At 38.6% G+C, this 26,730-nt stretch carries 18 protein-coding genes, 2 tRNA genes and 1 riboswitch; of the genes, 15 read left to right on the top strand and 5 right to left on the bottom strand.

Going from position 1 to position 26,730, the window contains the following annotated elements:
- From H9635_RS16110 to H9635_RS16100, 3 genes are all read left to right on the top strand, one after another.
- Positions 1-76: transfer RNA gene (locus H9635_RS16110), tRNA-Asn, on the top strand.
- Positions 77-78: 2 nt separating this feature from the next.
- Positions 79-150 (top strand) — tRNA-Glu (locus H9635_RS16105).
- A gap of 388 nt (positions 151-538) precedes the next feature.
- Positions 539-1,525 (top strand): MBL fold metallo-hydrolase, encoded by a 987-nt coding sequence (locus H9635_RS16100; RefSeq protein ID WP_191701329.1) that lies wholly within the window; start codon positions 539-541, stop codon positions 1,523-1,525.
- 44 nt (positions 1,526-1,569) lie between these two features.
- On the opposite strand, the gene H9635_RS16095 is transcribed toward H9635_RS16100, so the two are convergent.
- Complete coding sequence (locus H9635_RS16095; RefSeq protein ID WP_191701328.1) at positions 1,570-2,637, bottom strand: S-layer homology domain-containing protein; 1,068 nt, start codon at positions 2,635-2,637, stop codon at positions 1,570-1,572.
- Between the two features lie 242 nt (positions 2,638-2,879).
- Between H9635_RS16095 and H9635_RS19320 the strand changes: the two genes are divergently transcribed.
- The 3 genes from H9635_RS19320 (at position 2,880) to H9635_RS16080 (ending at position 9,038) form a co-directional block, all read left to right on the top strand.
- Positions 2,880-7,724, top strand: coding sequence for an S-layer homology domain-containing protein (locus H9635_RS19320; RefSeq protein WP_225231347.1), 4,845 nt, complete (start codon positions 2,880-2,882; stop codon positions 7,722-7,724).
- Positions 7,725-7,858: 134 nt separating this feature from the next.
- Entirely contained in the window at positions 7,859-8,788 is a 930-nt protein-coding gene (locus tag H9635_RS16085) for an AEC family transporter (protein ID WP_191701327.1), read from the top strand.
- Positions 8,789-8,816: 28 nt separating this feature from the next.
- Entirely contained in the window at positions 8,817-9,038 is a 222-nt protein-coding gene (locus tag H9635_RS16080; protein ID WP_191701326.1) for a hypothetical protein, read from the top strand.
- Positions 9,039-9,118: 80 nt separating this feature from the next.
- Here the strand turns inward: H9635_RS16080 and H9635_RS16075 are convergent, their stop codons facing one another.
- Positions 9,119-10,606, bottom strand: coding sequence for a catalase (locus tag H9635_RS16075; RefSeq protein ID WP_191701325.1), 1,488 nt, complete (start codon positions 10,604-10,606; stop codon positions 9,119-9,121).
- Positions 10,607-10,938: 332 nt separating this feature from the next.
- On the opposite strand from H9635_RS16075, the gene H9635_RS16070 reads away from it, so the two are divergent.
- Positions 10,939-12,786 carry an SLC13 family permease gene (locus H9635_RS16070; protein ID WP_191701335.1) on the top strand — a complete coding sequence of 616 codons (1,848 nt, stop codon included), beginning with the start codon at positions 10,939-10,941 and terminating at the stop codon, positions 12,784-12,786.
- Between the two features lie 267 nt (positions 12,787-13,053).
- Here H9635_RS16070 and H9635_RS16065 read toward each other — a convergent pair whose 3' ends face one another.
- The gene (locus tag H9635_RS16065) at positions 13,054-14,529 is read right to left on the bottom strand and encodes a helix-turn-helix domain-containing protein (protein WP_191701324.1); all 1,476 of its coding nucleotides are present in this window, start codon (positions 14,527-14,529) and stop codon (positions 13,054-13,056) included.
- A gap of 157 nt (positions 14,530-14,686) precedes the next feature.
- Here H9635_RS16065 and H9635_RS16060 point away from each other — a divergent pair, with 157 nt between their 5' ends.
- From H9635_RS16060 to H9635_RS16030, 7 genes are all read left to right on the top strand, one after another.
- The gene (locus tag H9635_RS16060; RefSeq protein ID WP_191701323.1) at positions 14,687-16,021 is read left to right on the top strand and encodes a YjiH family protein; all 1,335 of its coding nucleotides are present in this window, start codon (positions 14,687-14,689) and stop codon (positions 16,019-16,021) included.
- A 31-nt stretch (positions 16,022-16,052) separates the two neighbouring features.
- Entirely contained in the window at positions 16,053-17,714 is a 1,662-nt protein-coding gene (gene hutU, locus H9635_RS16055) for a urocanate hydratase (protein ID WP_191701322.1), read from the top strand.
- Between the two features lie 45 nt (positions 17,715-17,759).
- Positions 17,760-18,989, top strand: a complete 1,230-nt coding sequence (gene hutI, locus H9635_RS16050; RefSeq protein ID WP_225231355.1) for an imidazolonepropionase — start codon at positions 17,760-17,762, stop codon at positions 18,987-18,989.
- A complete protein-coding gene (locus tag H9635_RS16045; RefSeq protein ID WP_191701320.1) occupies positions 18,986-19,954 on the top strand; it encodes an agmatinase family protein in 969 nt (322 codons plus the stop codon). The genes hutI and H9635_RS16045 overlap by 4 nt, the downstream gene beginning before the upstream one ends.
- 297 nt (positions 19,955-20,251) lie before the next feature.
- Entirely contained in the window at positions 20,252-20,515 is a 264-nt protein-coding gene (locus tag H9635_RS16040) for a hypothetical protein (RefSeq protein ID WP_191701319.1), read from the top strand.
- Complete coding sequence (locus H9635_RS16035) at positions 20,512-21,711, top strand: RtcB family protein (protein ID WP_191701318.1); 1,200 nt, start codon at positions 20,512-20,514, stop codon at positions 21,709-21,711. Before H9635_RS16040 ends, H9635_RS16035 begins: the two co-directional genes overlap by 4 nt.
- A 157-nt stretch (positions 21,712-21,868) precedes the next feature.
- Positions 21,869-22,924 carry a nitric oxide synthase oxygenase gene (locus tag H9635_RS16030; RefSeq protein WP_191701317.1) on the top strand — a complete coding sequence of 352 codons (1,056 nt, stop codon included), beginning with the start codon at positions 21,869-21,871 and terminating at the stop codon, positions 22,922-22,924.
- Positions 22,925-22,985: 61 nt separating this feature from the next.
- Here H9635_RS16030 and H9635_RS16025 read toward each other — a convergent pair whose 3' ends face one another.
- Both H9635_RS16025 and H9635_RS16020 read right to left on the bottom strand, forming a co-directional pair.
- The gene (locus H9635_RS16025; RefSeq protein WP_191701316.1) at positions 22,986-23,540 is read right to left on the bottom strand and encodes a restriction endonuclease; all 555 of its coding nucleotides are present in this window, start codon (positions 23,538-23,540) and stop codon (positions 22,986-22,988) included.
- A gap of 62 nt (positions 23,541-23,602) precedes the next feature.
- The gene (locus H9635_RS16020) at positions 23,603-24,802 is read right to left on the bottom strand and encodes a CynX/NimT family MFS transporter (protein ID WP_191701315.1); all 1,200 of its coding nucleotides are present in this window, start codon (positions 24,800-24,802) and stop codon (positions 23,603-23,605) included.
- Between the two features lie 147 nt (positions 24,803-24,949).
- A riboswitch (Lysine riboswitch) is annotated at positions 24,950-25,130 on the top strand.
- Between the two features lie 93 nt (positions 25,131-25,223).
- On the opposite strand from H9635_RS16020, the gene H9635_RS16015 reads away from it, so the two are divergent.
- Positions 25,224-26,681 (top strand): amino acid permease, encoded by a 1,458-nt coding sequence (locus H9635_RS16015; protein WP_191701314.1) that lies wholly within the window; start codon positions 25,224-25,226, stop codon positions 26,679-26,681.
- Positions 26,682-26,730 lie beyond the last annotated feature (49 nt).

Genomic DNA, 26,730 nt, shown 5'->3' with positions numbered 1-26,730 from the left:
TCCGAAGTAGCTCAGTTGGTAGAGCATCCGGCTGTTAACCGGCAGGTCGCAGGTTCGAGTCCTGCCTTCGGAGCCATAGGCCCGTTGGTCAAGTGGTTAAGACACCGCCCTTTCACGGCGGTAACACGGGTTCGAATCCCGTACGGGTCATATATGCACGATAAAAACACATTGCAATTTTGCAATGTGTTTTTTGCATTCATAAAAAGGATAGGTTTTCAAGTAGTGTAAAAATGCGTTTATACTATAGAATGGATTTATATTTTAAAAGAAATTTCATTATAAAAAGCACAAAATAGACGGGAAAATTGCGCTTAATCCAAATTGGACGTAAAAAACAGCCTAAATAAACGGAAGATTTCGGTTTACCCAAATAAAAAACCTTGTATAACAGCAAAAATCGCCTTTATTTCTTCCTCAAATGAGATCCATTCTAGAAATAACCGGAAATTTTTCTCTTATTTAGCTTTTAACAAACCTGATAGAAACAGCGGGCACTAATAAGTTACTAACACATTTAAGTAGGGAGAAGATACATATGGATGGAATTATAGAAGCTAGTGGAAAAACAGTATATCCCATTATATTTCCAGTGAATTATAGTAGTTTGGGTAGCATTAACTGTTATATATATCAGAATAGAAACGAATATACACTCATAGATGCAGGCATTAAAGGGGAAGAATTTGAACAGTTTTTTTACCAGAAATTAAGTGACTATAGGATTGAAATGAAACAAATTAAACGGATTATACTTACTCATTTTCATGAAGACCATACAGGACTGGTTAATAAGCTTACAAAGGAATACTCGATTCCTATATATGCCAGTCAAATTGCCATTACACGTTTAAAATGTGAAGGAGAATATTTACAGCAGAAGCTTACTTTTTACCAAGAATTATATAAACAGTATGGGGTAACGGATTTTGCAGTTGAACGGTTGACTAAAATGGAAAACACCCTTCGCAATAAAGAAAAAGTAATGTTGCAGTCAGCTATTCTTCAACTAGAAGAGGGACAGCAAATTGGAGGGCTGCACGTAATAGCTGTTCCAGGGCATTCACCTGATTCTATTGGGTTATTGGATAAAGAAAACGGTTGGCTATTTGCGGGGGATTTCTTATTGGCTTCCGGGATGACAAATGCGTTAATTGATCATGACGAAGCAGGAATTATAATAAATCCGTTAATGCAATATATTGAATCAATTGAAAAAGTAAGGCACTCTTCTATTCAGTATGTTTTTGCTGGGCACGAAGCCGTTTTTCAAAATTTAGATGATGTCATTGAGAAGAGTTTAAGTAAGACGGAATATAAACTGCAAAAGCTCGTAAAGAAAATAAGTGAAGGTCATCAAACGGCACAGGCTATTGGGGAAGCAATTTACGGTCCCCGTTTTGCAAAGCACTTTATCTTTATTATCTCTGAAGTAATAGGCTTAACATTGCTTGCACAGGAGCGTGGAATAATTGAACGTCATTGGCAAGAGGAGCAATGGATTTTTCAATTAAAGAATGATTGATACTAAATGGGAGCGCCAGAAAGGAATTTCAGGCTGCTCCCATTTTATTTTTCCATTGTAAGAGTGCCGTTATAATCTGTACCTCGTTCACGACCTGCTTCACAATAAAACTCTGTTGTTTTAATGGAGCCATTCAATCCGCGTTCAAATTCAATAACGCACCGTTCTCCCCCATCTGTTTTGGTCATTCTTGCTTTCGTTTCAGATGTGAGAGTTGCCGTACCTTCAATCGTTCCAGAGGACCAGCCATTAAATGTATAGTAGGTTACGTTAAAATTCTCCTTCGTACTATTTGAAATTGTAAGCACACGTCCTAGGGAATTTAAATCATCTTTTCCATACGTATAAAAGTACGTATATTCTCCATCCCACGTTTTCTTCGGTTTTTTATTTGTTACAGGAGACCAGTTTCGTCCACTTTGTAACGAACGGTCGAGCATGTCCCTTGCTTCATTAGCCATTTTATAGAGGGGAGTTGACCCTATATTAGCATAGCTCTCTTCTGTTACTTGTGAACGATAAAAAAAGTTTTTACTTTGCATTTTGTAGAATAGGGAAACGAGTTGAGCACGTGTTAAATTATTCGATGCTCCGAAAAAACGTTGCAAGTTGATTTGTTCATACTTGGGGTTTTGCCCATTCGAAATATCATGGTTGAGCAGAAATTGTATAGAATTATTTAATGTTGTTTGGCCATCTGCTACATAAGCAATTGCCTGTGCAACAGTTCCACGCTTTACTGCAGCACCTCGAATACTATTTTGGAAATAACCATTTAACGGTACCCCATAGGCAGCAAGTGTATTGTAATTTCCATCAGACGGAATTTCATTAGGCGTATATTTTTGAAGCTCATCTGACACGGGCTCTAAATCAAAATAACTGACTAAAATACTTGCAAACTGCTGCTCAGTGACAGGCTGATTTGGACGGAAGGTACCGTTTGCATAGCCGTTTACTATATTAAAGTCATACGCCCATTTAATTGCATCATACGCGTAATGGTCAGTTGGAACATCTTTAAACACTTGCTTTGCTTCAGTTTGTGATGGGAACGCAAAGCAAATAATAATCCCAGCCATCAAAATAAATGCATTTAAAAAAAGCTTCATAAAAGGTACCCTCCTTAGAAATTGGATTAATTTGACTGTAGCATGTCTCTTCAGTTCGTGCAAATTGATAAATTATAAAAAAGGTATGGCATGACTATTTATGGAATCTAGCTACACAATAGTAAATATCCTATATTTTATGATATGTTACCTATTTTTGTTCTAAAATATGGTATATGAACCGATATAAAAAGTAATAGATTTTTATACATAAATAGAGGCGAGAAGGAGAAGTGTCATATATGAAATCGAAAAAAATACTAGCAGCGTTGGTTGCCATTCCAGCGAGTGTTGTTGTGGCAGGGGAAGTACAGGCGGCTGAAGCGGCATTAGATATTACTATTAAGAATGATTTTCTAAATGCAGGGAGTACAAGTGAGCAAACTGTTGATGTAGATAATTTACATCCCGATTTAAGTAAAAAGATATTTATGCATCTGAAATCACTGAGCCCAAACCCATTACCAGTTGAATTAGATGTACCAAGCTTACCGAGCAATGTATCTAGTTTACAATATGCCAAAAATGAAGTAGAAAAGACTTTTAAATATTTAAAAACAAATATTAATGGGAAAACAACGATAGACGGAACCCCTGTTGACAATCAATTATTATACGGTTTATTTAGTCAGGTTAAAGTAAAGGGTACGGAGGCATCTCCGACAAAAGTTAGCCTGGAGCTATCATTTGAATTTTTGGCAGAGGCTACTTATGAAACAAGTTTAGTAACTCCAGCCTATAACAGTATTTTGTCTAATAATCCAAACATTACTTCTAGTTCCACTGTGATGAAAATAAAAGCAGTGAATGACTATATCGTTGAGAAGGTAGATAATTCAACAAAACACAATTTGAGCAGTTTGGAGTTAGGAACAGGTCTTTCTTCTCATGGTTATGCGATTTGGACATACCTATTATTAAAGAAATTTGGTATCGATGAAGTGAATTATGTTTATGGAATGTCTAAAGGAAAAGTGAGTTCTTGGAATGCCGTAAAGATAGAAGGTAACTGGTATCCCCTTGACGTATTTAATAATGATATCTCAAATGGAATTCACTATAAATACTTTTTAACAAACGATAAACAAACAGGACTAAGAGAGATTTATTACGGAGATCCTTCATTAGAATTTGATTCTTATGATGTGTTCGCAAATATTGTAAACCCTGTTTATACGTCAGATAAAAAGAAATTGTTTTATGTAGATGAAAAAAATGGAGGGAAAATATTTGTAATTGATAATTTCTCAGAAGTTTCGACTACTACTACAGCAAATCATATTGGCATTGGATACACCTCGCAACACGGAAAAGTTAAAGTTCCAGGATCCGCATTTATGTATTTCGTAAATACTAGCAATGGAAATTACCTATACCAATATAGAATTGATACTGGGGTAGTTGAATTAGTTATTCAGGAGAATATTGAAAGTTTTTCATTTAGCCTTCCTTCTATGACATATAAAGTGAAAAATGAAACAAGTACTAAAACAATTAATACTTCCAATGGTTTAAGTACAGGTTTCATTGAGTATGTGAGTAAGTTTATTACCGATATTGAATATAAAAATGGCGAACAAATCAATCTAGAATATAAAAATAAAGTAATAGAAGCTAGAAGATTATTTAATGTTTTAACAGCATCTCAACAAAGTGCGGTAGTCGCGAAAATTCAGGTACCCTTAGAAACTTCAAATGTTAACTGGTTATTGCATTTGGAAGAGAGTATTAAATCATCTAATAGTGCTGAAGTAAATAAGGTAATTGATTTAATTAAGGGTATTAGTATTAATAATAATAATTATTTTACTGCTGTTGAGGCAGCTAGAAATGCCTTTAACTTAATAGGAGAAGCATCTGAAAACGAGGTTTATAATTCCCATATTTTAACTGCTGCAGAGAATTTAATAGAAGGCATGAATATTTTAGAATCTAAAATTGTTGCCTTTGCTATTGCAAATGATGAATTGTCCAAGCGCAAACCCGATTTTTATTCTGAATTAACGAATTTAGTTACCCAATATGAAAGCTTACATCCAACATTAAGAAGAGCAGAATTTAATTCTAAATATCAAGTTCTAATCGGTTTAGGGAATAGTGCAAATTTCATAAAAGATGTAGATGCAGTGAGAGATACACTAAATATTCTAAATGAAGATGCCCTAAATTATTTAGAATTAGTTAAGAAATTAGAAGTTGATTTCACAAAATTATCTGCCGCTCAAAAAGGTGTGCTTACTCAAGATGAAATTAATAATATAGAAGGACATTTTACTAAAGCAGGTAAATTAAGCGCTGTTGTAAATGAAATTATAGGATACTTAGCTGAAATTAAAAGTATTAATACAGATCCAGTAGAGCCAGAAACATTAAATAGTGATTTTATCAATAAGATGAAGCGAGCTAAGGCCCTTTTAGATTCCAGTTTAAAGCCATCTCAATGGAAGGCTATAGAAGTAAAAAGTAAGGAAATAGATAATGATTTTAATAGAAACCAAATAATCGAAAAAGTTACAGGCTTTATAGCTCGGGTAATATTGGTTGAAGATGGTTTAATCTTAAAAATGGATGATGTAATAAATATCCTTAAAGCAATGGATACTGAAATAAAGACTAATTTAAGCAGCTATAAAATGGAAGACTATATAGATAAAGTTGTAGAAGCTGAAACAGAGTTGTTGAAGTTAGTGGATAATAAGCAATCTGACTTAAATGTTTTACTTTCTTTGCTATCGGCAAATAATAACGAGGAATATAATACTTGGCTTAATTATCAAACGATAAAAATGGATTTAGAATCTGATTCCACATCTAAAGTAGCTCTTTATACTACTGAAGTTAATAAATTTTTGCCGGACGAAACAACTAAGGAACTGCCAGCAATTGCTACAGAATCATCAGTAAATAAATTACTAGCAGAAATTGAGTCGTTACATGCGATTTATCAGCACTTCTTAAAAGCAAAAGTGGAAGAATTAAACACTGTAAAAGAGACTTTAGAAAATGATAAATATAGTAAACTAGCCGACACATTTATAATTGATATTTCACGCTTACAACTCAACAATTCGTTAAAATTGGAAGAAATTAAGCCGTTTTGGGATGAGTATAAAGTGAAATCGGAAGAATCCGTTATATTTAAAGATAGAGTAGAGCAACATCCTTCATTTATTAAATTGAAAACGCTATGGGATAAACTGGAGGGCGAACGTCTATCAGGCGAAGAATTAGCTAAAAAAATAGAAGACCTCATTAAAGAAATAAATGATTTAAGTAATACTTCGACTAAAGTAGAACTTGAAGCGATAAAAATAAAATATGATGCATTGTCTGAGGAAGATCAAAAAAAAATTACTAACTATAGCAAGCTTGAGAAACTAATAGTGGATATCATTGCAAAAGAAAAAGACGATGGGGATAAATCCGCCGCCGAAAAAGTAATTGAAATGATTCAGGTTCTAAATAATGAATCGACTTCTGCAGAGATTAAAGCTGCCCGGGCTGCTTACGAAGCGTTAACTGAAGAAGCTAAGAAGTTAGTAAATGAGCGTATTTTACAAAACTTAGTTTATTTCGAGTCCTTACTTGCAACCCAAACAGAACAGGCCGAAAAAGAAGCAAAAACTGTAATGGACCGCATCAACCGTATCGACAAATCAAAATATACAGAAGCACAAATTAAAAGTATTCGTATGGCGTACAATGCGCTAAGTGATCTTGCAAAGTCACTTGTCACAAACTTGCATATATTAATCGATGCAGAAAACTATGTAATTTATCAAAATACAGTTGTGAAGCAGGCTAAGCTGGATGCCAATGCGTTTGATTTACATATGGATACAGTTACTCGCAACTCGTCGACGGCGGAAATTGCAAAGGCGCGTTCGCTTTATAATAATTTATCTGCAGAGGCGAAAAGACATGTCACAACGCTAGAAAAACTTGTACGCCTTGAAACGATGTGGAATGACCCGCAATATATTGAACTTGTATACACATATTATCCAGATTATGTGAATGCAGTTAAGCCAGGTGCGATTGTGGTCGAAAAGCCAAAACATGACCCACTCTACATTCCGGATGATTCGACACAAATACCAAGTTCCGTTGCAACGTCGGTTCCAAAGACGGCGAGTTGGTCACAATATGAGACAATGACATATCAAAATGGGCGCTATACAACGCAAATTACATCAACACAAGTGAAAAATATAGCTGATCGCAATATGCGCTTAAAAGCTGGGGATGTTGATATCGTTATACCGACATCTGAAATTCAATCTGCTACTGCGGCAATGGGGGTAGCTTTAAATATTGTAAATAACCAATTAAACATTCAATTTACAGAAGGCAATAACGTAAAAAACTTCTCCAGCTATGTAGAAATTCATGTTCCGATGAGTACATTAAAGGGGAATACGTCTCAAATTATTGAGCGCGTTACAACAACTGGTTCATCTCCTGCATCATTTAAAGTGGATGGCTCAAACTTTATCATTCGTACAACGTCAGGCGGCACTTTTAAGGTGACTACAGGTGATATTCGTTACACAGATATTCAAAACAATACCCAAGGAAATGCAATTCGTGAATTGGCCAAGCGCGGAATTACATTCAATACGACAAACCGTCTTGTACAAAGCTACAAACAAGTAAACAAACTGGATGTTATGACAATGATTGCTTCAGCAATGGACTTATCGAGTAACTCAAAATCAAAATATATGGATTTAGAAAATGCACAGCACTTAAAACATGCACAAGGCTTATTAGAGGCAGGAATCATGAGCGGAGCAACCTCTTCACGCTTTAGCCCAACTGCGACGGTAACAAAGCAGGAAGCTGCAATAATCATCGCAAATATGTACCGCTATTTAAATCAAGATTTATCAAAGGTGTATAATGAACTAACATCAAACTATCGTGATATAGCAAACTTAACATTGGAAGCACGTCAAAGCATTGCTATTTTAGAGCTGTTCGGTGTAGTGGATGGAACGGGTGCATTCAATCCAACGCAAACACTTTCACGCGGTGAATTTGCCGAGCTATTTTATAAAGCATTAAGCGCGATTGATTACTTATAAAAAAGAAACGTCTCTAATTTATTCAGTTAAATTAGGGACGTTTTTTATAGGAGTTTAATTGCGTCTTGACCTATCTTCATAAAAATAAGCTATAATAAAATACTAAAGTAACTAGACGCAGAAGGAGTGCTCTCATGGTCTATTTATCAATGATTTTCTTCAAGATTGTGGCACCTATTTTAGTATTGCTCGTTATCGGCGCTATCTTACAGCGCAAATTTCAATTTAACTTAAAGGCATTATCGCACCTTATTACATATTGCTTCATGCCCGCAGCAGTTTTTATCAATATATATGAAACTTCTATTGAAATGAGTGTCCTCGGGCAAATTACGATTTTTATTATTTTATTTATAGGTTCACAAATGCTGCTTAGTCAGCTACTGGCAAAGCTATTAAAACTTGATAAAAAGGAGTCAGCTGTTTTCAAAAACAGTGTGGTTCTTATTAACTCAGGCAACTACGGTATTCCGGTTGCCCAGATGATTTTTGCGACACAGCCAATCGGTGTAGCAATACAAGTTATTCTTGTTATTTTTCAAAATATGACGACGTACACTTACGGACTGTATAATCTAATCTCTTCCACGAAGTCAGGCTTGGCAATTGTACGGGACTTTTTGAAAATGCCCATAGTACATGCACTTATACTAGGTGCTGCATTGAATTATTTTAGTGTACCAATCCCAGAGACGTTTAGCATCCCGCTCGAACATATTGCAGACGGCTTTGTAGCAGTGGCCCTCATCACACTAGGTGCACAGCTTTCGACGATTGAAATGCGTACAATGTTCAATAAAACAATTTTTGTCAGCTGCTTTACAAGGTTGGTCATCGGTCCAGCCGTAGCATTGCTCATTATTTTTACATTAGGCTTAGACGGTGTTGTTGCACAGTCACTCTTTATCGCCAGTGCATTTCCGACATCCCGAAACAGTTCCAGCTTAGCACTGGAGTATGATATTGAATCGGCAACAGCGGCGCAGACAGTTTTATTTTCAACCATTATTAGCTGTTTAACGGTAACCGTTGTTATTTATATATCAACAATTTTATTTGTATAACATTGTCCATGGAAAGAGATTTCTTTTCATGGATTTTTTTATGCGTTGTGCAAGGGATGGATGTTCTAAAATATGGCCTGAATGTTCTAATAAAATGAAAGAAGTGCTAATAAAATTGGAACTTTCTAATATATCATTCAAGTCTTCTAAAATGAATGCCTTAGGTGCTAATATCCCCGTCGGAAGTGCTAAAATCACCCTCAAAGCTTCTAATAAATCAAAAAAACTTCTAATAACTAAAGCAGTATAAAAAAAACCGCAAGTATCTGAGGGGATACTTGCGGCTGTAAGCGATTATAGTTTGGATATCAATAACGCTCTTGGAATAGCTTAAGAATTAACAGTCTGAACGTATGGGTTTGAAAGGTCCATACCGTCTAAAGAAAGACCCATTGCCTTCGCTACACCTTCACCGTAAGCTGGATCAGCTAAGTAGCAGTGTAAAATGTGACGACGTTTGATGAATTCTTCAACACCGTTCATTTCAGCAGCAGTTGTTTCGAATAGACGTTGTTGCTGTTCAGGTGTTTGAAGACGGAATAACTTACCTGGTTGCTCGAAGTAGTTGTTGTCATCTTCACGGAAGTCGTAGATGTCAGCTGGACCATCAAGAGCTAATGCAGGATCTTTGTATTGTGATTGACCTTGTAATGCACCATAGCTATTTGGATAGTAAGTAATAGCTGCACCACGGTTTCCATCAGCACGACCTACGCCATCGCGGTGGTAAACCATGAATGGACATTTTGGTGTGTTTACTGGAATTTGGTGATGGTTAACGCCTAAACGGTAACGAGTTGCATCTTGGTATGCGAATAAACGCGCTTGTAACATACGGTCTGGTGAGAATGAAATACCAGGTACTACGTTTGATGGAGCGAATGCTGCTTGCTCAACATCAGCGAAGTAGTTTTCAGGGTTACGGTTTAATTCGAATTCTCCAACTTCAATAAGTGGGTACTCAGATTTGTACCAAACTTTTGTTAAGTCGAAAGGGTTGTCCTTAGAGTTACGTGCTTGCTCTTCAGTCATCACTTGGATGTACATTTTCCATTTCGGGAAATCGCCTTTTTCGATTGACTCGAATAGATCACGTTGTGAAGATTCACGGTCTTTACCGATAATTTCAGCAGCTTCTGCACCTGTTAAGTTTTCGATACCTTGTTGAGAACGGAAGTGGAATTTCACGTATACGCGTTCACCAGCTTCGTTAATCATTGAGTAAGTATGAGAACCGAATCCGTGCATTTTGCGGTAACCGTTTGGAATACCACGGTCAGACATTACGATTGTTACTTGGTGTAATGCTTCTGGTAATGAAGTCCAGAAATCCCAGTTAGAGTTACCGTTGTGCATGTTTGTTTTTGGATCACGCTTAACAACGTGGTTTAAATCCGGGAAATGTAATGGATCACGGAAGAAGAATACAGGCGTGTTGTTACCAACCATATCCCAGTTACCTTCTTCAGTGTAGAATTTTAATGCAAAACCGCGAATATCACGTTCAGCATCAGCCGCACCACGCTCACCTGCTACAGTTGAGAAACGTGCGAACATTTCTGTTTTCTTACCAACTTCAGAGAAAATTTTTGCTTTTGTATATTTTGTGATGTCATGAGTTACAGTGAATGTACCGAATGCACCAGAACCTTTTGCGTGCATACGACGCTCAGGAATTACTTCACGGTTAAAGTTTGCTAATTTCTCAATTAGAAATACGTCTTGTAATAAAATTGGACCACGACGACCAGCTGTTTGTGAATCATCGTTAGATACTACTGGAGCACCAGTAATTGTTGTTAAACGTTCGTTTGTCATGTGTAGTTCCCCCTAAAATGAATTTGAAAACTGCTTCTTTTATAATATAACAAATGTAAATCATAATTTCTACTAGATTATAATAATTCTTTTTAAGGAATCTTTATATTAAAATATTAATTATCTATAAGAAGGTGCAGACCCACTTTATTTGAAAATTCACACTATAAATCTATACTTAAATTATAACGTACTTATAGAAAAAAATGACAAAAATTGCATCATAATTCTCGTCAATATTGGCGTGATTTCACTTTAATGACAAAATTGAGGGTGGTTGTTAGTTTTTTTCTTATATAATGGGTGATAGTACAATTGGAAAGGAAAAGGTCATGCAACTCACGTTAACATTTATTATTTTGGCAGTTACAATCCTTTTATTTACAACAAATAGAATTCGTGCGGATCTAGTAGCAATGATGGCGCTATTGTCATTTGTTATTTTAAATATTTTAACTCCGGCTGAAGCACTTGCAGGGTTTTCAAATTCTGTAGTAATTATGATTGCAGGACTATTTGTTGTAGGGGCAGGGATTTTAAGAACGGGTCTTGCAGGAATGGCGGGGAACCTTCTTTTGAAATGGTCCGGTGATAGTGAACTTCGTCTCTTTATATTGTTGCTTATCATTGTAGCAATTGTAGGAGCATTTATGAGTAATACAGGTACAGTGGCACTCATGCTACCAATTGTCGTATCGATTGCGATTAGCATCAAGGTGAGTCCATCGAAGTTTTTAATGCCGCTTTCCTATATAGCAAGTATGTCAGGGCTAATGACGCTCATTGCTTCGCCGACCAATTTAATAGCTTCCCAAACACTTGTGGACCACGGATTTGAAAAGCTAGGCTTCTTCACAATTACACCAATTGGCATTATCGCGACAATTACCGTTATTGTTTATTTAGTTCTCGTTCGCAATAGATTGCTGCCAAATGAAAATAACCGTTCGCAATCAAGTGCAGGGTATAAATTATCTCCACAGAAAATTGCTCATGAATATGATCTACATGATAAATTATTCCGGGTCGTAGTAAGCGAACAGTCGACAATTTTGGAACAAAAACTAATCGATTTAAAGCTCCCTGCAACGTACCATATTTACATTATGAAAATTAAGCGGGGTGCTGTACAAGAAGGCATTAATTTACGCCCGATGACTTATCAAGAGCTAGCGGGTCCGACAAGCGTAATACATGCTGGCGATGAGCTATATGTACAAGGTATGGCGGATGATGTTGGACGTTTTGCTCATGATTTTGCATTAACTATCCAGCCTATCGAAGACAATGCTGAAGATCTCGTTTCAAAAAAAATAGGAGTAGCCGAAGTTTTATTGACGCCGCAATCTCGTTTAATCGGGGAAACAGTAAGTAAAATCGGTTTCCGTGAAAAGTATAATTTAAATATTTTAGGTATTAATCGGAAGGGTGACTACTTACTTAACAATATGGCGGATCAAAAGCTGCGGTTCGGGGATGCGATTTTAGTGCAGGGGACTTGGGATGAAATTGAACTCCTATCCCGCGAAACGCATGATGTTGTTATAGTTGGGCAGCCACGTGAGCAGGCAGGAGCAATTGCCGCAAACGGAAAGGCACCGATTGCCGGTATCATCATGCTGCTGATGATCGGATTGATGGTGTTTGAAGTGTTTGACGCGGTAATTGCTGTATTAATCGGGGCCGTTCTTATGATTATTACAGGTTGTCTGCGTAATATGGATGATGCTTACAGTAAAATGAACTTCGAAAGTATTGTGCTCGTAGCGGCAATGCTTCCGATGGCGACAGCACTTGAGAAAACAGGCGGAATGACGATTCTTGCAGAAGGAATTATCAGTGTGCTAGGTGATTTCGGACCATATGGTGTATTGATGGGGATTTATTTACTGACAGTTGTTTTCGGACAATTTGTTAGTAATACAGCAACAGCGGTACTGTTTTCGCCGATTGCCATCACTGCAGCACTTGCTATGGATGCGAACCCGTATACATTTATGATTGGGGTAGCAACTGCTGCTAGTATGGCGTTTGCGACACCGATTGCATCTCCGACAAACTCGCTTGTATTAACAGCGGGTGGCTATAAATTCATGGATTTCGTCAAAATCGGTGTTCCGTTACAGGTCATCATGTTTATCATCATGATGATTGCGGTACCGTTGCTGTTTCCATTTTAGGAGGAAATCAGCCCGTATAACAACACATGGCACCCAATTGATGGCAACATAACAATTGGGTGCTTTTTAATTAATATAAGAAATTAATTTTAAAGGAAAGGAGAGCTGAATTTGAGCGAATTGCTTTTATCGAAAAAATTTCTTCCCGTTTATTTTCTGGTAGGGATATTAGCTGACTCGCTCTACAACATCCGTTTAAAATAGAGAAAAAAATACCTAGATCTCTTGAACCGAGGGCACAGGTATTTTTTTAACGTTTTAATAATTTCATATGTCGTGTTTTGACCCATCCGTTTTCCTCACCTGTACCCGATAGCGGTAGGGCGTTAATTGATAATATTCACGGAATACTTTTGTGAAGTAATTACTGTCCGTGAAGCCGACCATTTCTGCAACTGTCCCGATCTCCACGTTAGTCTCTATTAATAATTTTTCAGCCTGTTGGATTCGGTGCTGCTGCATAAACTTTCGAAACGGGATACCTCGCTTTTTTGAGAATATATTGCTTAAGTAGTTGGCACTTATATTTAACTCATTTGCAACAACTTGTAATGTGAGTTCAGGGTTTCTATAATCGCGTTCGATCATTTCAACGGCGATTTCCGTATAATCTGCAATCTGTTGCTGCTGCATATTTTTTCGTGCCTCGATTAATAGCTGCGTAAACAAAATAAATTCCTGCACAATTGCATATAAAATCGGGTGTTCTAAAATAAAATGGAACAATGCACGATATTGTTCTTCCAATTTTGCTTGCTGTTGAAGATGGTATTTCATCATAAATCGGCGAATTTGCGCTAAAATACTCGTTAAATGAATACGGACATCATCCTGGTGATAATAGGATGAAGGATGTGTGAGTTTATATAAAAAAGCTTTGATTGCTTTTAAATCCCCATTTTCAAGACTGGTAATCCACAGATGCTGCTCTTCTGGTGTCAGAAGCGGTTCAAGCCTTTTCACATAAAGCGTTTGCGTGCTTCTGAAAATATGGGAGTACCCTTTATAAAAACGCTGGGTTAATGTTTTTTTACATGCCTGGTACATTGTTAAAAGGGTTGTTTCGTCACCATCATAAACAGCAATATTCAGCGCATCTCCACTGAATTTCTCCCACTCCTGGCTCATAATTCTAAGTTGCTTCAATAGCATAGCAAAATCATCCGTTTCAGCAATGCAAATAACCCGCTTTTGTAAAGGAAGGGCAGTAAGATTCTGAAAAATAGGCAATTCAATCAGCCACTCATAAAGCATTAAATTGTGGTCATAGTCGGCACACTCGATTAAAAAGAACCCTCGCCCCTTTAACGGGAAAATATCCGGCTTATTTAAATATAAATCCGAATACAATGGTGTCTCGATTGGAAGGGGACTGTCCGTAACTGCCGTTTGCCTTGGTAAAGAAACTTGCAGAAGGGTAGACTTTAGCTGCTCCAATGGAATTGGCTTTACAAAGAGATCAAGGGCCTTTAAGCGGATGGCTTTCATTGCTTGCTGAAAAATAGGCTCAGCTGTGACACCGATAATAGGAATCGACTGTTTACGCAAAAACTGTTCGACAGAAAATGAAGCCAGCTCCATTTCGATTAAAAGTACATCTGGCTGGATTCGCTGAAAATCCGCCATTATTTTACTGCTATCCATCATTCGAATTATTTCAATATCACTCATAAAATAGTTTTTTAAATACCATTCAATTCCTTTAATTTCTTCCAAATCCCGTTCTACAATTAAAATTTTCACTGAAAAATCACCTCACTTAAATTCTATTTCTTATAAAAATTCTATTTTTAAATTAGATTAATTTTATTTTATTTAAATTTTACTATAATGTAGTTTTTTATTCTATTTATTCAGAATATAAAGAGATTTATAGTTTGTATAACAAAGGGGTGGTGAAATGACAAAGTATCAACAAGAGCAAGACATACCTAAAGCGAATCAATTCGAAATTGGCATTTTTGTGAAAATGATTATTTGCAGTTTAATCGGTATTTTTAGTTTCTTTGTGTCATTTGAATGGAATGGGAAATCATCGATATTGGTCGACCACGTAGTTAGCGCATTTATTGCATATGCTCCTGCACTGGTGAATGGATATGTATTGATTCTTTTAGTGCTCGGTGCGTTATATCCGTTTGTAACGAAAAAATGGAAAACATCAAAAGTGAATATGGTGTTATCAATTTTTAAAATAGGCGGGTTAGTTGCAGGTGTCATGCTTATTTTTGGGTTTGGTCCGGCATGGTTATTTAATCCGGATATCGGTCCATTTTTATTAGAAAAACTAATTAAGCCAGTTGGGTTAGTCATTCCGATTGGATCAATTTTTTTAGCATTACTCGTTTGCTATGGCTTGCTTGAATTTATAGGGGTGCTCATGCAACCAATCATGAAGCCCGTTTTTAAAACACCTGGTCGATCAGCGGTTGATGCGGTAGCTTCGTTTGTTGGTAGCTATTCAGTTGGCTTAATTTTGACGAACCGTGTTTATAAAGAAGGAAAGTATACAGCGAGGGAATCGGCTATTATTGCAACAGGGTTCTCAACGGTATCGGCTACATTTATGATCATAGTGGCAAAAACATTGGATTTAATGGAATACTGGAACTTATTTTTCTGGGTGACATTAGTCGTGACGTTCGTTGTAACAGCTATTACAGCGCGGATTTATCCACTAAATAAAATTAAAGATGAGTATTACGAGGGGTCTACACCTCAGCCTGAAAAAATCGTAAAGAAGGATCGTCTTCAAGTGGCGTGGACCGAAGCGGTTGAAGCAGCAAAGCAGAATCCATCTTTACTTAAAAACCTCTATCTCCATTTAAAAGAAGGTTTTATCATGGCAATGGGCGTCATACCTTCGATTTTATCAATCGGTTTATTAGGTATGGTACTGGCGATTTATACACCGTTATTTGACTGGCTGGCATACATCTTTGCACCATTTACGTATTTACTGCAAATTCCGGATCCGATGCTGACGGCTAAAGCACTGTCATTATCGATTGCTGAAATGTTTTTACCGGCAATGATCGTCACGGAAGCGGCTATGGTTACAAAATTTATCGTAGCAGTTGTATCGATTTCGGCCATTTTATTCTTCTCAGCAGTAATTCCAGTTATTTTATCAACAGACATTCCGCTAACAATTCGCCAAATGATCATTATTTGGTTTGAGCGAGTTGTATTAACACTAATTTTAGTAACACCAATAGCATTTTTCTTCTTCTAAATAATATTAAAAATAAAGGGAGCGATTTTTTATGGTATTCAAAACAAATATTCGCGCACCACGTGGCTCGGAACTTTCATGTAAAGGGTGGACACAAGAAGCGGCAATGCGCATGCTTATGAACAATTTAGATCCTGAAGTAGCAGAAAATCCGGATGAGCTTGTAGTATACGGAGGCATCGGAAAGGCTGCGCGTGATTGGGAAAGCTACGATAAACTAATTGCGACTTTAAAAGAACTGGAAAATGACGAGACGATGATTGTACAGTCAGGTAAACCGGTTGCCGTTTTCAAAACGTATGAAAATGCACCGCGCGTACTGATTGCGAACTCCAACTTAGTGCCTGGATGGGCAAATTGGGATCACTTCTATGAATTAGAAGAACGCAATTTAATGATGTATGGACAGATGACAGCAGGGTCTTGGATTTATATCGGGGCACAAGGAATTTTACAAGGGACGTACTTAAGTTTTGTTGAAGCGGGAAAAAAGAAGTTTGGAACAGCGGACCTTCGTGGTAAGTGGATATTAACTGGAGGTATGGGCGGCATGAGTGGTGCCCAGCCACTAGCAGGAAAAATGGCGGGTGCAGTCATTTTAGTTGTCGAAGTAGACCGCGCACGTATCGAACGCAAAATAAACGAAGGCTACTGTGATTACCTTGTCGAGTCAGTGGATGAGGCAATGGAGCTAGTAAACAAATTAACTGCTGCAAACGAGCCTGCATCAATCGGTTTAGTAGGAAACTGTGCGGACGTAAACCGTGAATTATTAAATCGTGGAATCATTCCGGATTTTGTGACAGATCAAACGTCTGCACATGACCCGGTGAATGGCTATGTTCCAAATGGGATGACTTTAGCTGAAGCACTTGATTTACGTAAAAGGGATGTCAAAACATATGAGCGCCGTGCTAAGGAAACGATGGCAGAGCATGTACGTACAATGCTTGAATTCCAGCAGGCAGGTGCAGAGACATTCGACTATGGCAATAATATCCGTGCCTATGCAAAAGAAATGGGCGTAGAAAATGCATTTGATTTCCCAGGATTTGTACCGGCATATATTCGCCCGCTGTTCTGTGAAGGAAAAGGACCATTCCGTTGGGCAGCACTTTCAGGTGACCCGGAGGATATTTATAAAACAGATGCATTGGCAAAGGAAATGTTCGCAGAAGATGCAGCATTAGTAAACTGGATTGATATGGCGCAAAAAATGGTGAAATGGCAAGGCTTACCGGCACGAATTTGCTGGTTAGGCTATGGAGACCGCCACCGCTTTGCATTACGTGTTAACGAAATGGTTGCCAATGGTGAATTAAAAGCACCAATCGTATTTGGCCGTGACCATTTAGATTCAGGCTCTGTCGCATCGCCAAACCGCGAAACAGAAGGAATGAAGGATGGATCTGATGCCGTATCAGACTGGCCACTGCTAAATGCATTAGTCAATACAGCAGGTGGCGCAAGCTGGGTAAGCTTACATCATGGCGGTGGTGTAGGGATGGGCTATTCACAGCATTCAGGGCAAGTATTAGTAGCAGACGGAACACAGCTTGCAGCAGATAAAATTAACCGCGTGCTTATTTCAGACCCGGGAATGGGTGTAGTACGCCATGCCGATGCAGGGTATGACATTGCAATTAACACAGCAAAAGAAAAAGGTATTAACATGCCGATGCTAAAAGGATGATGAACTTTGGCTATTTTAATTAACAATGCAAATGAAGTATTAACGATGGCGAGCGAAGTCAAGTTACCTCGCCGCCGTGAACAGATGAGCGAGCTAGGTTTGAAAAAAGAAGTGAGCATTCTAATTGAGGACGATCGTATTGTGATGATTGCCCCTCTTGAAGAAATTAAGAATGAGTTTCCGCATTTAGTGAATAATGCGGATGTCATTGATGCGCGCGGCAAAATTGTCATGCCCGGCTTTGTTGATTGCCACACGCATTTAGTGCATGGCGGAACAAGGGAACATGAACTCAATATGCGCCTTGCCGGAAAGTCCTATATGGACATTATGAATGCCGGGGGCGGTATTCATTACACAACAACAAAAACGCGGGAAGCGTCCTTTGATGAACTATATGATAAAACAAGTCAGCATTTAAATGATTTTTTACGTCATGGCATTACGACTGTGGAAGCAAAATCAGGCTACGGTCTAGACTTGGAAACGGAACTGAAGCAGCTGTATGTAGTAAAAAAATTACAGGAAGAGCATGAAGTAGATGTTATTTCAACATTTATGGGTGCACATGCCGTTCCGAAAGAATATAAGGGTAAAGAGGATGTATTTGTGAAAATTATTATTGAGCAAATGATTCCAAAAGTGGCGGAGCTTGGACTTGCTGAATTTAATGATGTATTTTGCGAAAAAGGCGTATTCACACCAGCGCAGTCTCGCCTGATTTTAGAGGCGGGTAAAGCATATGGACTGACACCAAAAATTCATGCAGATGAAATCGAACCATATGAAGGAGCAGAGCTTGCTGCGGAAGTAGGTGCCATTTCAGCGGAACATTTACTTGTTGCTTCTGATGAAGGGATTTCGGCGATGGCAAAAGCAGGAACAATCGCAGTACTATTGCCGGGCACAGCCTTTTTCTTACGTGCACCTTATGCAAGAGGGCGCCTAATGGTAGACAGCGGAGTCCCAGTAGCAATTTCCACAGACTTTAACCCGGGTTCATCTCCGACAATTAGCCTGCCATTTATTCAGAATCTGGCATGCATGAATATGGGGATGACGATGGAAGAAGTGCTCTGTGCGACGACAATTAATGCGGCTCATGCCATTAATCGAGCAGATAGTGTTGGAACACTTGAAAAAGGGAAGCAGGCGGATGTTCTTATTTTAGACGTACCGAACTATAAGCAGCTTCAATATTTCTATGGTATGAATCATACGGATACTGTTATTAAGGCAGGAAAAGTAGTGGTGAAAGGTGGCAGCTTGCTGTGAATTCGTTATTAGTAAGCCCGGCGACTACTTGGAACCGTATTGAGCATGAAGATATGAAGGTGAAGGACTGGATCGAACCAAGCTATGGGGTATGTTCAGATGACTTTGATGTCGTCATAACAGGCGTTCCGTTATCTCGTTCTTCGATTAGTGCATCTGCAGCTTCGGAGTATCCAGATTATTTCCGTAAAAGCTGGAATTACTTCACGACGTATTCTATTGATGAAAATGTTGATTTCCGAGCGCTCCGTGTTGCCGATTTAGGCGATGTGAAATTGCACGGGACAAATATTTTGCAGTGTCATGAAAATATTGAACAGGCAATGACAGATGTACTGAAAGGCTGTCCCAATAGCTTTTACGTACAAATCGGTGGCGACCACTCGATTACAGCACCGATTGTCCGAGCGTTTGCAAAGCATTCGGGGAAGCGTATTGGCATTGTACAATTTGATACACATCTTGACTTGCGTGCAACAGATTCGGATGGTCCGACAAATGGCACACCGATCCGCCAGCTGCTAGATGCGGGTGTTGTGCGTGGTGAGGATATTTACAATATTGGATTACACGGCTTTTACAATGCCCCAAGCCTCATCCGTGCTGCTGATCATTACGGTGTAAACAGAATTACATTGAAGGATTTCCGGCGTCAAGGCGCGGCTATGGTCATAAAGGATGTCATGCAGCAGCTTGCTGAAAAAGTAGATCTAGTTTACGTGACAGTCGATATGGACGTACTCGATATTGCGTATGCACCTGGAGTTCCTGCCTCAACACCTGGTGGAATGCGCACAGATGAGCTTTTTGATTTGCTGCACGAAGTAGGGAAATACGAGATCGTACGCGGTATGGACTTCGTTTGTTTAGATCCACATCGGGATACAAGCGAGTTACAGACAGTCAAAGCTGGAGCGTATGCGTTTTTAACGATGATGGTATCGAGGTTTGTGCATTTGAAATGAAAATTGACCGAGTTTCCTCTCATAGTTGAGCGGAAATTCGGTTTTTTTCTATAGTTTTAAACAGCTCGCCTCAAAGAAGAAGGCAGGAACTTTATTAGCCAGTCTCATGCAAAAGGTAGAAACCCCCAAGTTGAAAGTAGAAGCTTTCTTATGAAATGTAGAACCTTCCTCTCTAAAAGTAGAACAGTTCGCCTCCAAAGTAGAAAAATCTATGAACTGCGGTTAAAGTCAGTGAAACTTATTATCCACTAGGCACGTAAATACTACCAATTGTTTCATAAAAAGGGGGGTGAGGTCTTGAAACGTAAATTTATGTTCGCATCACTAGGTGCGCTTCTTCTATTTATTCTTTATACGCTAGCTCAACTGATTTTTGGTATCATTCAAACTTTTTTATACCGGCCTCAATTTGCGCCGGATGATTTCGTATTACAATCTGAAGTCGCATTCGGTTTCATTGTACAGAGGTCACCGCTCATGATAATCGGAATTTATATACTACTAACACTTCTATTATTTGCTCTACTGATGTTGAAAAAAGAAAGGCGTGAACAGAATTGATCGAAGTTACCGGGAAATTTACGAACGCAAAAATATATACAAATACACCGCAGGAAACAGCGATTGAGCAAATTAATGAGCTCGTCAATCAATCGTTTATGGAAGGAACGAAAGTACGCATTATGCCTGATTACCATGCAGGGAAAGGCTGTGTGATCGGTACAACGATACTGTTGAAGAAACATGTCGTTCCGAATTTGGTCGGGGTCGATGTTGGATGTGGTGTACTTGTTTCTGAAATTGGTTCAGGAGCAGTGGACTTTAACAAGCTCGATGCAACGATTAGACGTTTCGTTCCAAGTGGCAATGAAATTCATGATGATACGCCAGAAAGTCATGAGCTTTTTGCAAACGAAAACTTTATTGCACGCGGCTTACAAAATGACTATACGAACCGATCTCTTGGCACATTAGGCGGCGGCAATCACTTTATTGAGCTGGCAAAAGATGATGAGGGTATCTATTATTTACTAATTCACACAGGTTCTCGTTATGTCGGGGCAAAAGTAGCAAACTGGCATCAAAAGCGTGCATTTGAATCATTGCAGCGTGAAGATTTAACAGAAAAAATTAAAGCTTTAAAAGAAGCGGGTCAGGAAAAAGAAATCCAAAAAATGATCGAAGCGTATAAGAAGGAAAACCCCTTCGTCCCAAAAGATTTGGCTTATTTGATTGGGGATCAATTTGATGATTACATTGCCGACATGAAATTGGCACAGCGTTTTGCACACGAAAACCGTGTACAAATTGCAAAAACAATCGCTGAGCATATGAAGTGGGAGTTTGCAGAGCAGTTTGATTCTGTACACAATTATATAGATACCGATGCAATGATTTTACGTAAAGGGGCTGTGCGTGCTGCAAAAGATGAAAAGCTCGTCATCCCGATGAATATGCGAGATGGCTCGTTAATTTGTATTGGTAAAGGCAATGCGGATTGGAATGAATCCGCCCCACATGGAGCAGGACGTATTTATTCAAGAACAGCGGCGATGAAAAATTTATCAATGGATGATTTCAAGGAAACGATGAAAGGTATCTGGACAACCTCTGTCAGTGAGGAAACATTGGATGAAGCACCAATGGCATACAAGCCAATGCAGGAAATCGTGGAGCAAATCGGTGAAACCGTATCAATTCAAAAGCATGTGACCCCCGTTTATAATTTCAAGGCGAGCGACAAATGGAAGAAGTAAGAGAGAAGGTATGCATAAAAATGTGCATATCTTTTTATTTCCCCTGTTTATGAACACTTTTAGTCATGTATGAAAAATACATGTTTTAATCAACTGTTGTTTCGTTGAGTTTCCTTATTTTAAGCGCCAAAATAAAAGAATAGGGAGATGTGAAACGATGACAACGACAACGAAGGAATTACAAGAACGAATTGAATTTCTCACATTATATAAACAAGAAACGAAGCAATCGGATGACTGGCTAAAGTTACGTATAGAAGAAGCAAAGCATCCGGCGTTTATTTTAACTACCGAGGAACTTACTTATGGTGCGCGAGTTGCATGGCGCAACAGTAATAAATGTATCGGTCGGCTATTTTGGAATAGCTTAACCGTTTTTGATCAGCGTCAATTGCTAAATGAGGATGAAATATACGAAGCACTTGTGAACCATATTGAATTTGCCACAAACAACGGCAAAATTCGGCCAGCCATTACTTTATTTGACCCGAACCGTGTACGGATTTGGAATCATCAGCTCATTCGTTATGCAGGGTATGAAACAGAGGAAGGGATTATTGGGGATTCCACGTCTGTAGAATTCACGAAAATCTGCGAAGGTCTTGGGTGGCAAGGTGCACGGACAAATTATGATGTATTGCCGCTTGTCGTTCAAGTAGATAACCGTGAGCCGATTTACTATGATTTGCCTAAAGAGATCGTGCTTGAAGTGCCAATTACCCATCCCGACTATGATTTTTCAAAATTAAACATGCAGTGGTATGCAGTCCCAATCATTTCAAGCATGCGTTTTAACATTGCAGGAGAAGACTACCAAGCTGCACCGTTCAATGGCTGGTATATGGGGACAGAAATCGGTGCTCGCAATTTGGCCGATACGTACCGATATAATTTCCTGCCAAAAATTGCTGAGGCAATGGGGTTGGATACATCACTAAATGCTACTCTTTGGAAAGACCGTGCACTCGTGGAATTAAATGTCGCGGTACTTCATTCTTATAAAAATGCCGGAGTGAGTATAGTTGATCACCATACAGCAGCACAGCAGTTTCAACTTTTCAGCCAGCAAGAAAAAACAAACGGCCGTGATGTAACAGGAAACTGGGTATGGCTTATCCCACCATTATCACCGGCAACAATTGACATTTATCATGAGCCGATTGCTAATACAATCAAAAAGCCAAATTACTTTTATCAATTGCAACCATATTAACGGGAAGGCACTACAAAAAAGGGTTATGTTCAAAATCAAATTAACTCTGAACACAACCCTTTTATCTTTTATTTAAGATGATTTGAATTAATTCATCACGATCGATTAAATAAACATCATTAATATCTGCAAGTTTTTCGGCCTGCCGGGTAAAATGGCTATTCGTTACAACCCATGCTTCTGTTGCCTCATACATTTTCACCGCACCGATAATCTCCTGAACAGCCTTTACGCCGACCGTACTGGAATAGCGTTTTGCCTGCACAGCAATGATGTCTTTCCCATCCTTCAAAATGAGATCCGCCCCGTAATCACCACTCGTTGCGGTATAGCGCACTTTAAAGCCGCGGCGTTTAAATAGTTCACCTAAAAACTTTTCAAAATCTTCACCGCTCATTTGGTCGACTTCCCGAATACCGGACTTCCGTAACTTTCTTATTTTTCGTGTTTTCAGCCAAATTATAAAACCAATATAGAGTACAAAATAAGTGATAATTCCTATACCCATACCTTCTAAAGTTTTCGTTACATTAAAACCAACTGCAGCAGCTAATACAATGAAAAATAACGGTATAATCGGCAACCGTTTTTTATTTCGTTTTCGTTTTTTACGCAATAGTTCAGTACTCCTTTTATTTACTCACTTTTATTATAGCATAAAAGGGTACGTATGTTTGGTTAGACTGTTTGATTCTTTGCGCTTATAAATGAAGCAAAAAATAGCAAAACTGAAATTAAAATAAATAACAGAAGCGGCATGGACCAACTATTCGTCAAATCATGTACATAACCGAATAGAACAGGTCCGACTGCTGCAACTAAATAGCCGATTGATTGCGCAAATCCGGAGAGCTCCGCTGCATCGTATGCAGTTTCTGTACGCAGTGAAAACAGCATTAATACTAAACCGAATGAAGCGCCGCCTGCAAAACCTAAAAAGATCATCCATAAAATCGCGAGGCTTGTCCATTCCATCCACACTCCCGTAAAGCCAATTAAATAGCAAATCGTAAAGAAAATGACGATCGGACGCTGTGAAATGAGCTTTCCTGCAATAATTGGAATAACAAACGTCATCGGAATTTGCGCAAATTGCATAACAGACACCATCCAACCAGCCGTGGTAGCATCCAAACCTTGGCTTATAAAAATTTCTGGCAGCCATGCAGAGGAGCAGTAGAATAAAAACGATTGGAAGCCCATTGCGCCTGCAACAGCCCAGGCGAGCGGTGATTTCCACATTTGGGTTTTCATTTTCTGTGATGCCGACATATGCAAGTCCACTTTAGGTGTTCGCAAAATCGGTATCCATATAACTAATGTCAGAACACCCAAAACAATCGAAAAGCCCAATGCTATTTGCCAGCCTGCATTTGTTGCGATCGGAAAACTAAAACCAGCAGCAAGTCCGGAAGAAATATTCATCGATACGGAATACACCCCTGTTAACAAGCCGATATGCAGCGGGAATTTCCATTTAAAATAACTCGGAATAAGAACATTTCCAAAAGCGATCGCAATCCCTATAAGAATTGTTCCTCCAATCAGAAGTGCTGTTTCACCTACTGAACGTAGTAATACTCCAGTACAAAGTAAAATAACTGAATAAAATAAAGTCCATTCCATTCCCCATTTACGTGCAATGCGCGGTGCAAATGGTGAAACAATAGCAAATGCGACTAATGGAATAGTTGTTAAAAATCCTGCAAGTACGTTTGAAATGCCGAGGCCATCCCGGATAAAGGAAATAATAGGACCTACTACAGTAATCGGTGTACGTAAGGTAGTAGCGAATAGGAAAACAGCAACCATAAAAAAGAGAAGTTGTTTATTCGATAGTATTTTTTTGCTATTTTGGTTTATTTTTTGTTCATTCATCATTGAGGCTCCTTTTCCTGCAATAACGCCAATTAAATAGTAAGAATAATCTTAAAAAACAGAAAAATAGTAACGCATTGCTATCAAAAAAATATTATGTTAGACTAATAATCATTATTTCAATTAAATATATTACCTCATGTAAATGTATGGGGTAGAGGTCGCAATCATTATGATTAGTATAGCGGAGATTGAGAAGAATCTGTGAAGCTTTATGAAAGGAATGATTGCCGAAGTGTTATTTTTCTTCTTAAATATAACGCTGGGGCTGTCTCCGATAAGGAACAGAACTGTCACATGTGTAAGCATGTGTTGAGCTATCTTTCAAGTTTGATGAGGTGTAATTATAACCATCACAAAAACTTGTGGTGGTTTTATTTTTACACTTCGCCATACAAAACAAAAAGGGAGTTTTATAATCGTGAGTGAAATTAAAATAGATCAGCTCGGTAATAAAAACGAGTTAAAAAGAGGATTAAAAAGCCGCCATGTTACGATGATCTCGTTAGGCGGAACGATTGGTACAGGACTATTTTTAGCATCAGGTGGCGCCATTGCACAGGCAGGTCCTGGTGGGGCATTGCTCGCATATGCATTAATCGGGGTTATGGTGTATTTCCTAATGACGTCATTAGGGGAAATGGCTGCCTATATGCCGACATCGGGTTCGTTTAGTACGTATGCAACGAAATTTGTAGACCCGGCATTAGGATTTGCACTTGGTTGGAACTATTGGTACAACTGGGCAATTACGATTGCAGCGGAAATTGCTGCTGTGTCATTAATTATGAAATACTGGTTCCCGGACAGTTCATCGATTGTATGGACAATTTTATTTATCGTAGTCGTATTATCATTTAACTTAGCATCTGTAAAAGCTTTTGGTGAAGCAGAATACTGGTTTGCGATGATCAAAGTCGCAACAGTAATTGTATTTATTATTGTCAGCTTTTTAATGATTTTCGGTATTTTAGGCGGGAACGACCCGGTCGGCTTCACGAATTTCTTTGCAGGAGATGCACCGTTTAATGGCGGTTTCCTAGCTCTATTCGGTATTTTCCTTGCAGCGGGATTCTCATTCCAAGGTACGGAAATGCTAGGGGTAACGGCAGGGGAAACAGATGATCCAGCCAAAAACATACCAAAAGCTGTACGTTCAGTATTCTGGCGTATTTTACTGTTTTACATTTTCGCAATTGGCGCAATTGGATTACTTATTCCGTATACAGATTCACGCCTTTTATCAGAAGATATTGCGACAAGTCCATTTACATTAGTATTTGAAAACTTAGGTGTCGCATTTGCAGCATCAGTTATGAATGCAATTATTTTAACAGCCATGCTTTCTGCAGGGAACTCAGGGTTATATGCAGCCAGCCGTATGCTTTATCAATTAGCAGTAGACGGAAAAGCACCGAAACTGTTCATGAAAGTAACGACGCGCGGTATTCCGATGTATGCACTTTTAGCTACATTAGCAGTAGGTTCATTAGCATTTTTAGCTTCTTTCTTTGGCGATGGTGTCGTATATATTTGGTTACTAAACGCTTCAGGTATGTCCGGCTTTATTGCATGGCTCGGTATTGCAATCAGTCATTACCGCTTCCGTCGCGCATATGTCGCACAAGGAAAATCATTGAGTGATTTACCGTATGTATCGAAATTCTTCCCATTCGGTCCGTTATTTGCGTTTGCCCTCTGTATGATTGTCGTACTTGGTCAAAACTATATGGCCTTTATGGGCGGGACAATTGACTGGTACGGAGTAGTCGTTTCATATATCGGTTTACCGTTATTTGCTTCATTATGGATGTTCTATAAAGTAAAACATAAAACAAAAATCGTTCCTTTAATGGACTGCGATCTATCAAATAAATAATAATTAAAACGTAATGTGAGCATCAGCTTTCATTGCGTTTTTTTGTGGA

Source organism: Solibacillus faecavium, assembly GCF_014836905.1.
GTDB lineage: Bacteria > Bacillota > Bacilli > Bacillales_A > Planococcaceae > Solibacillus > Solibacillus faecavium.
Note: the sequence above shows the minus strand (reverse complement) of the source record. Positions and strands in the feature narration are given on the sequence as shown.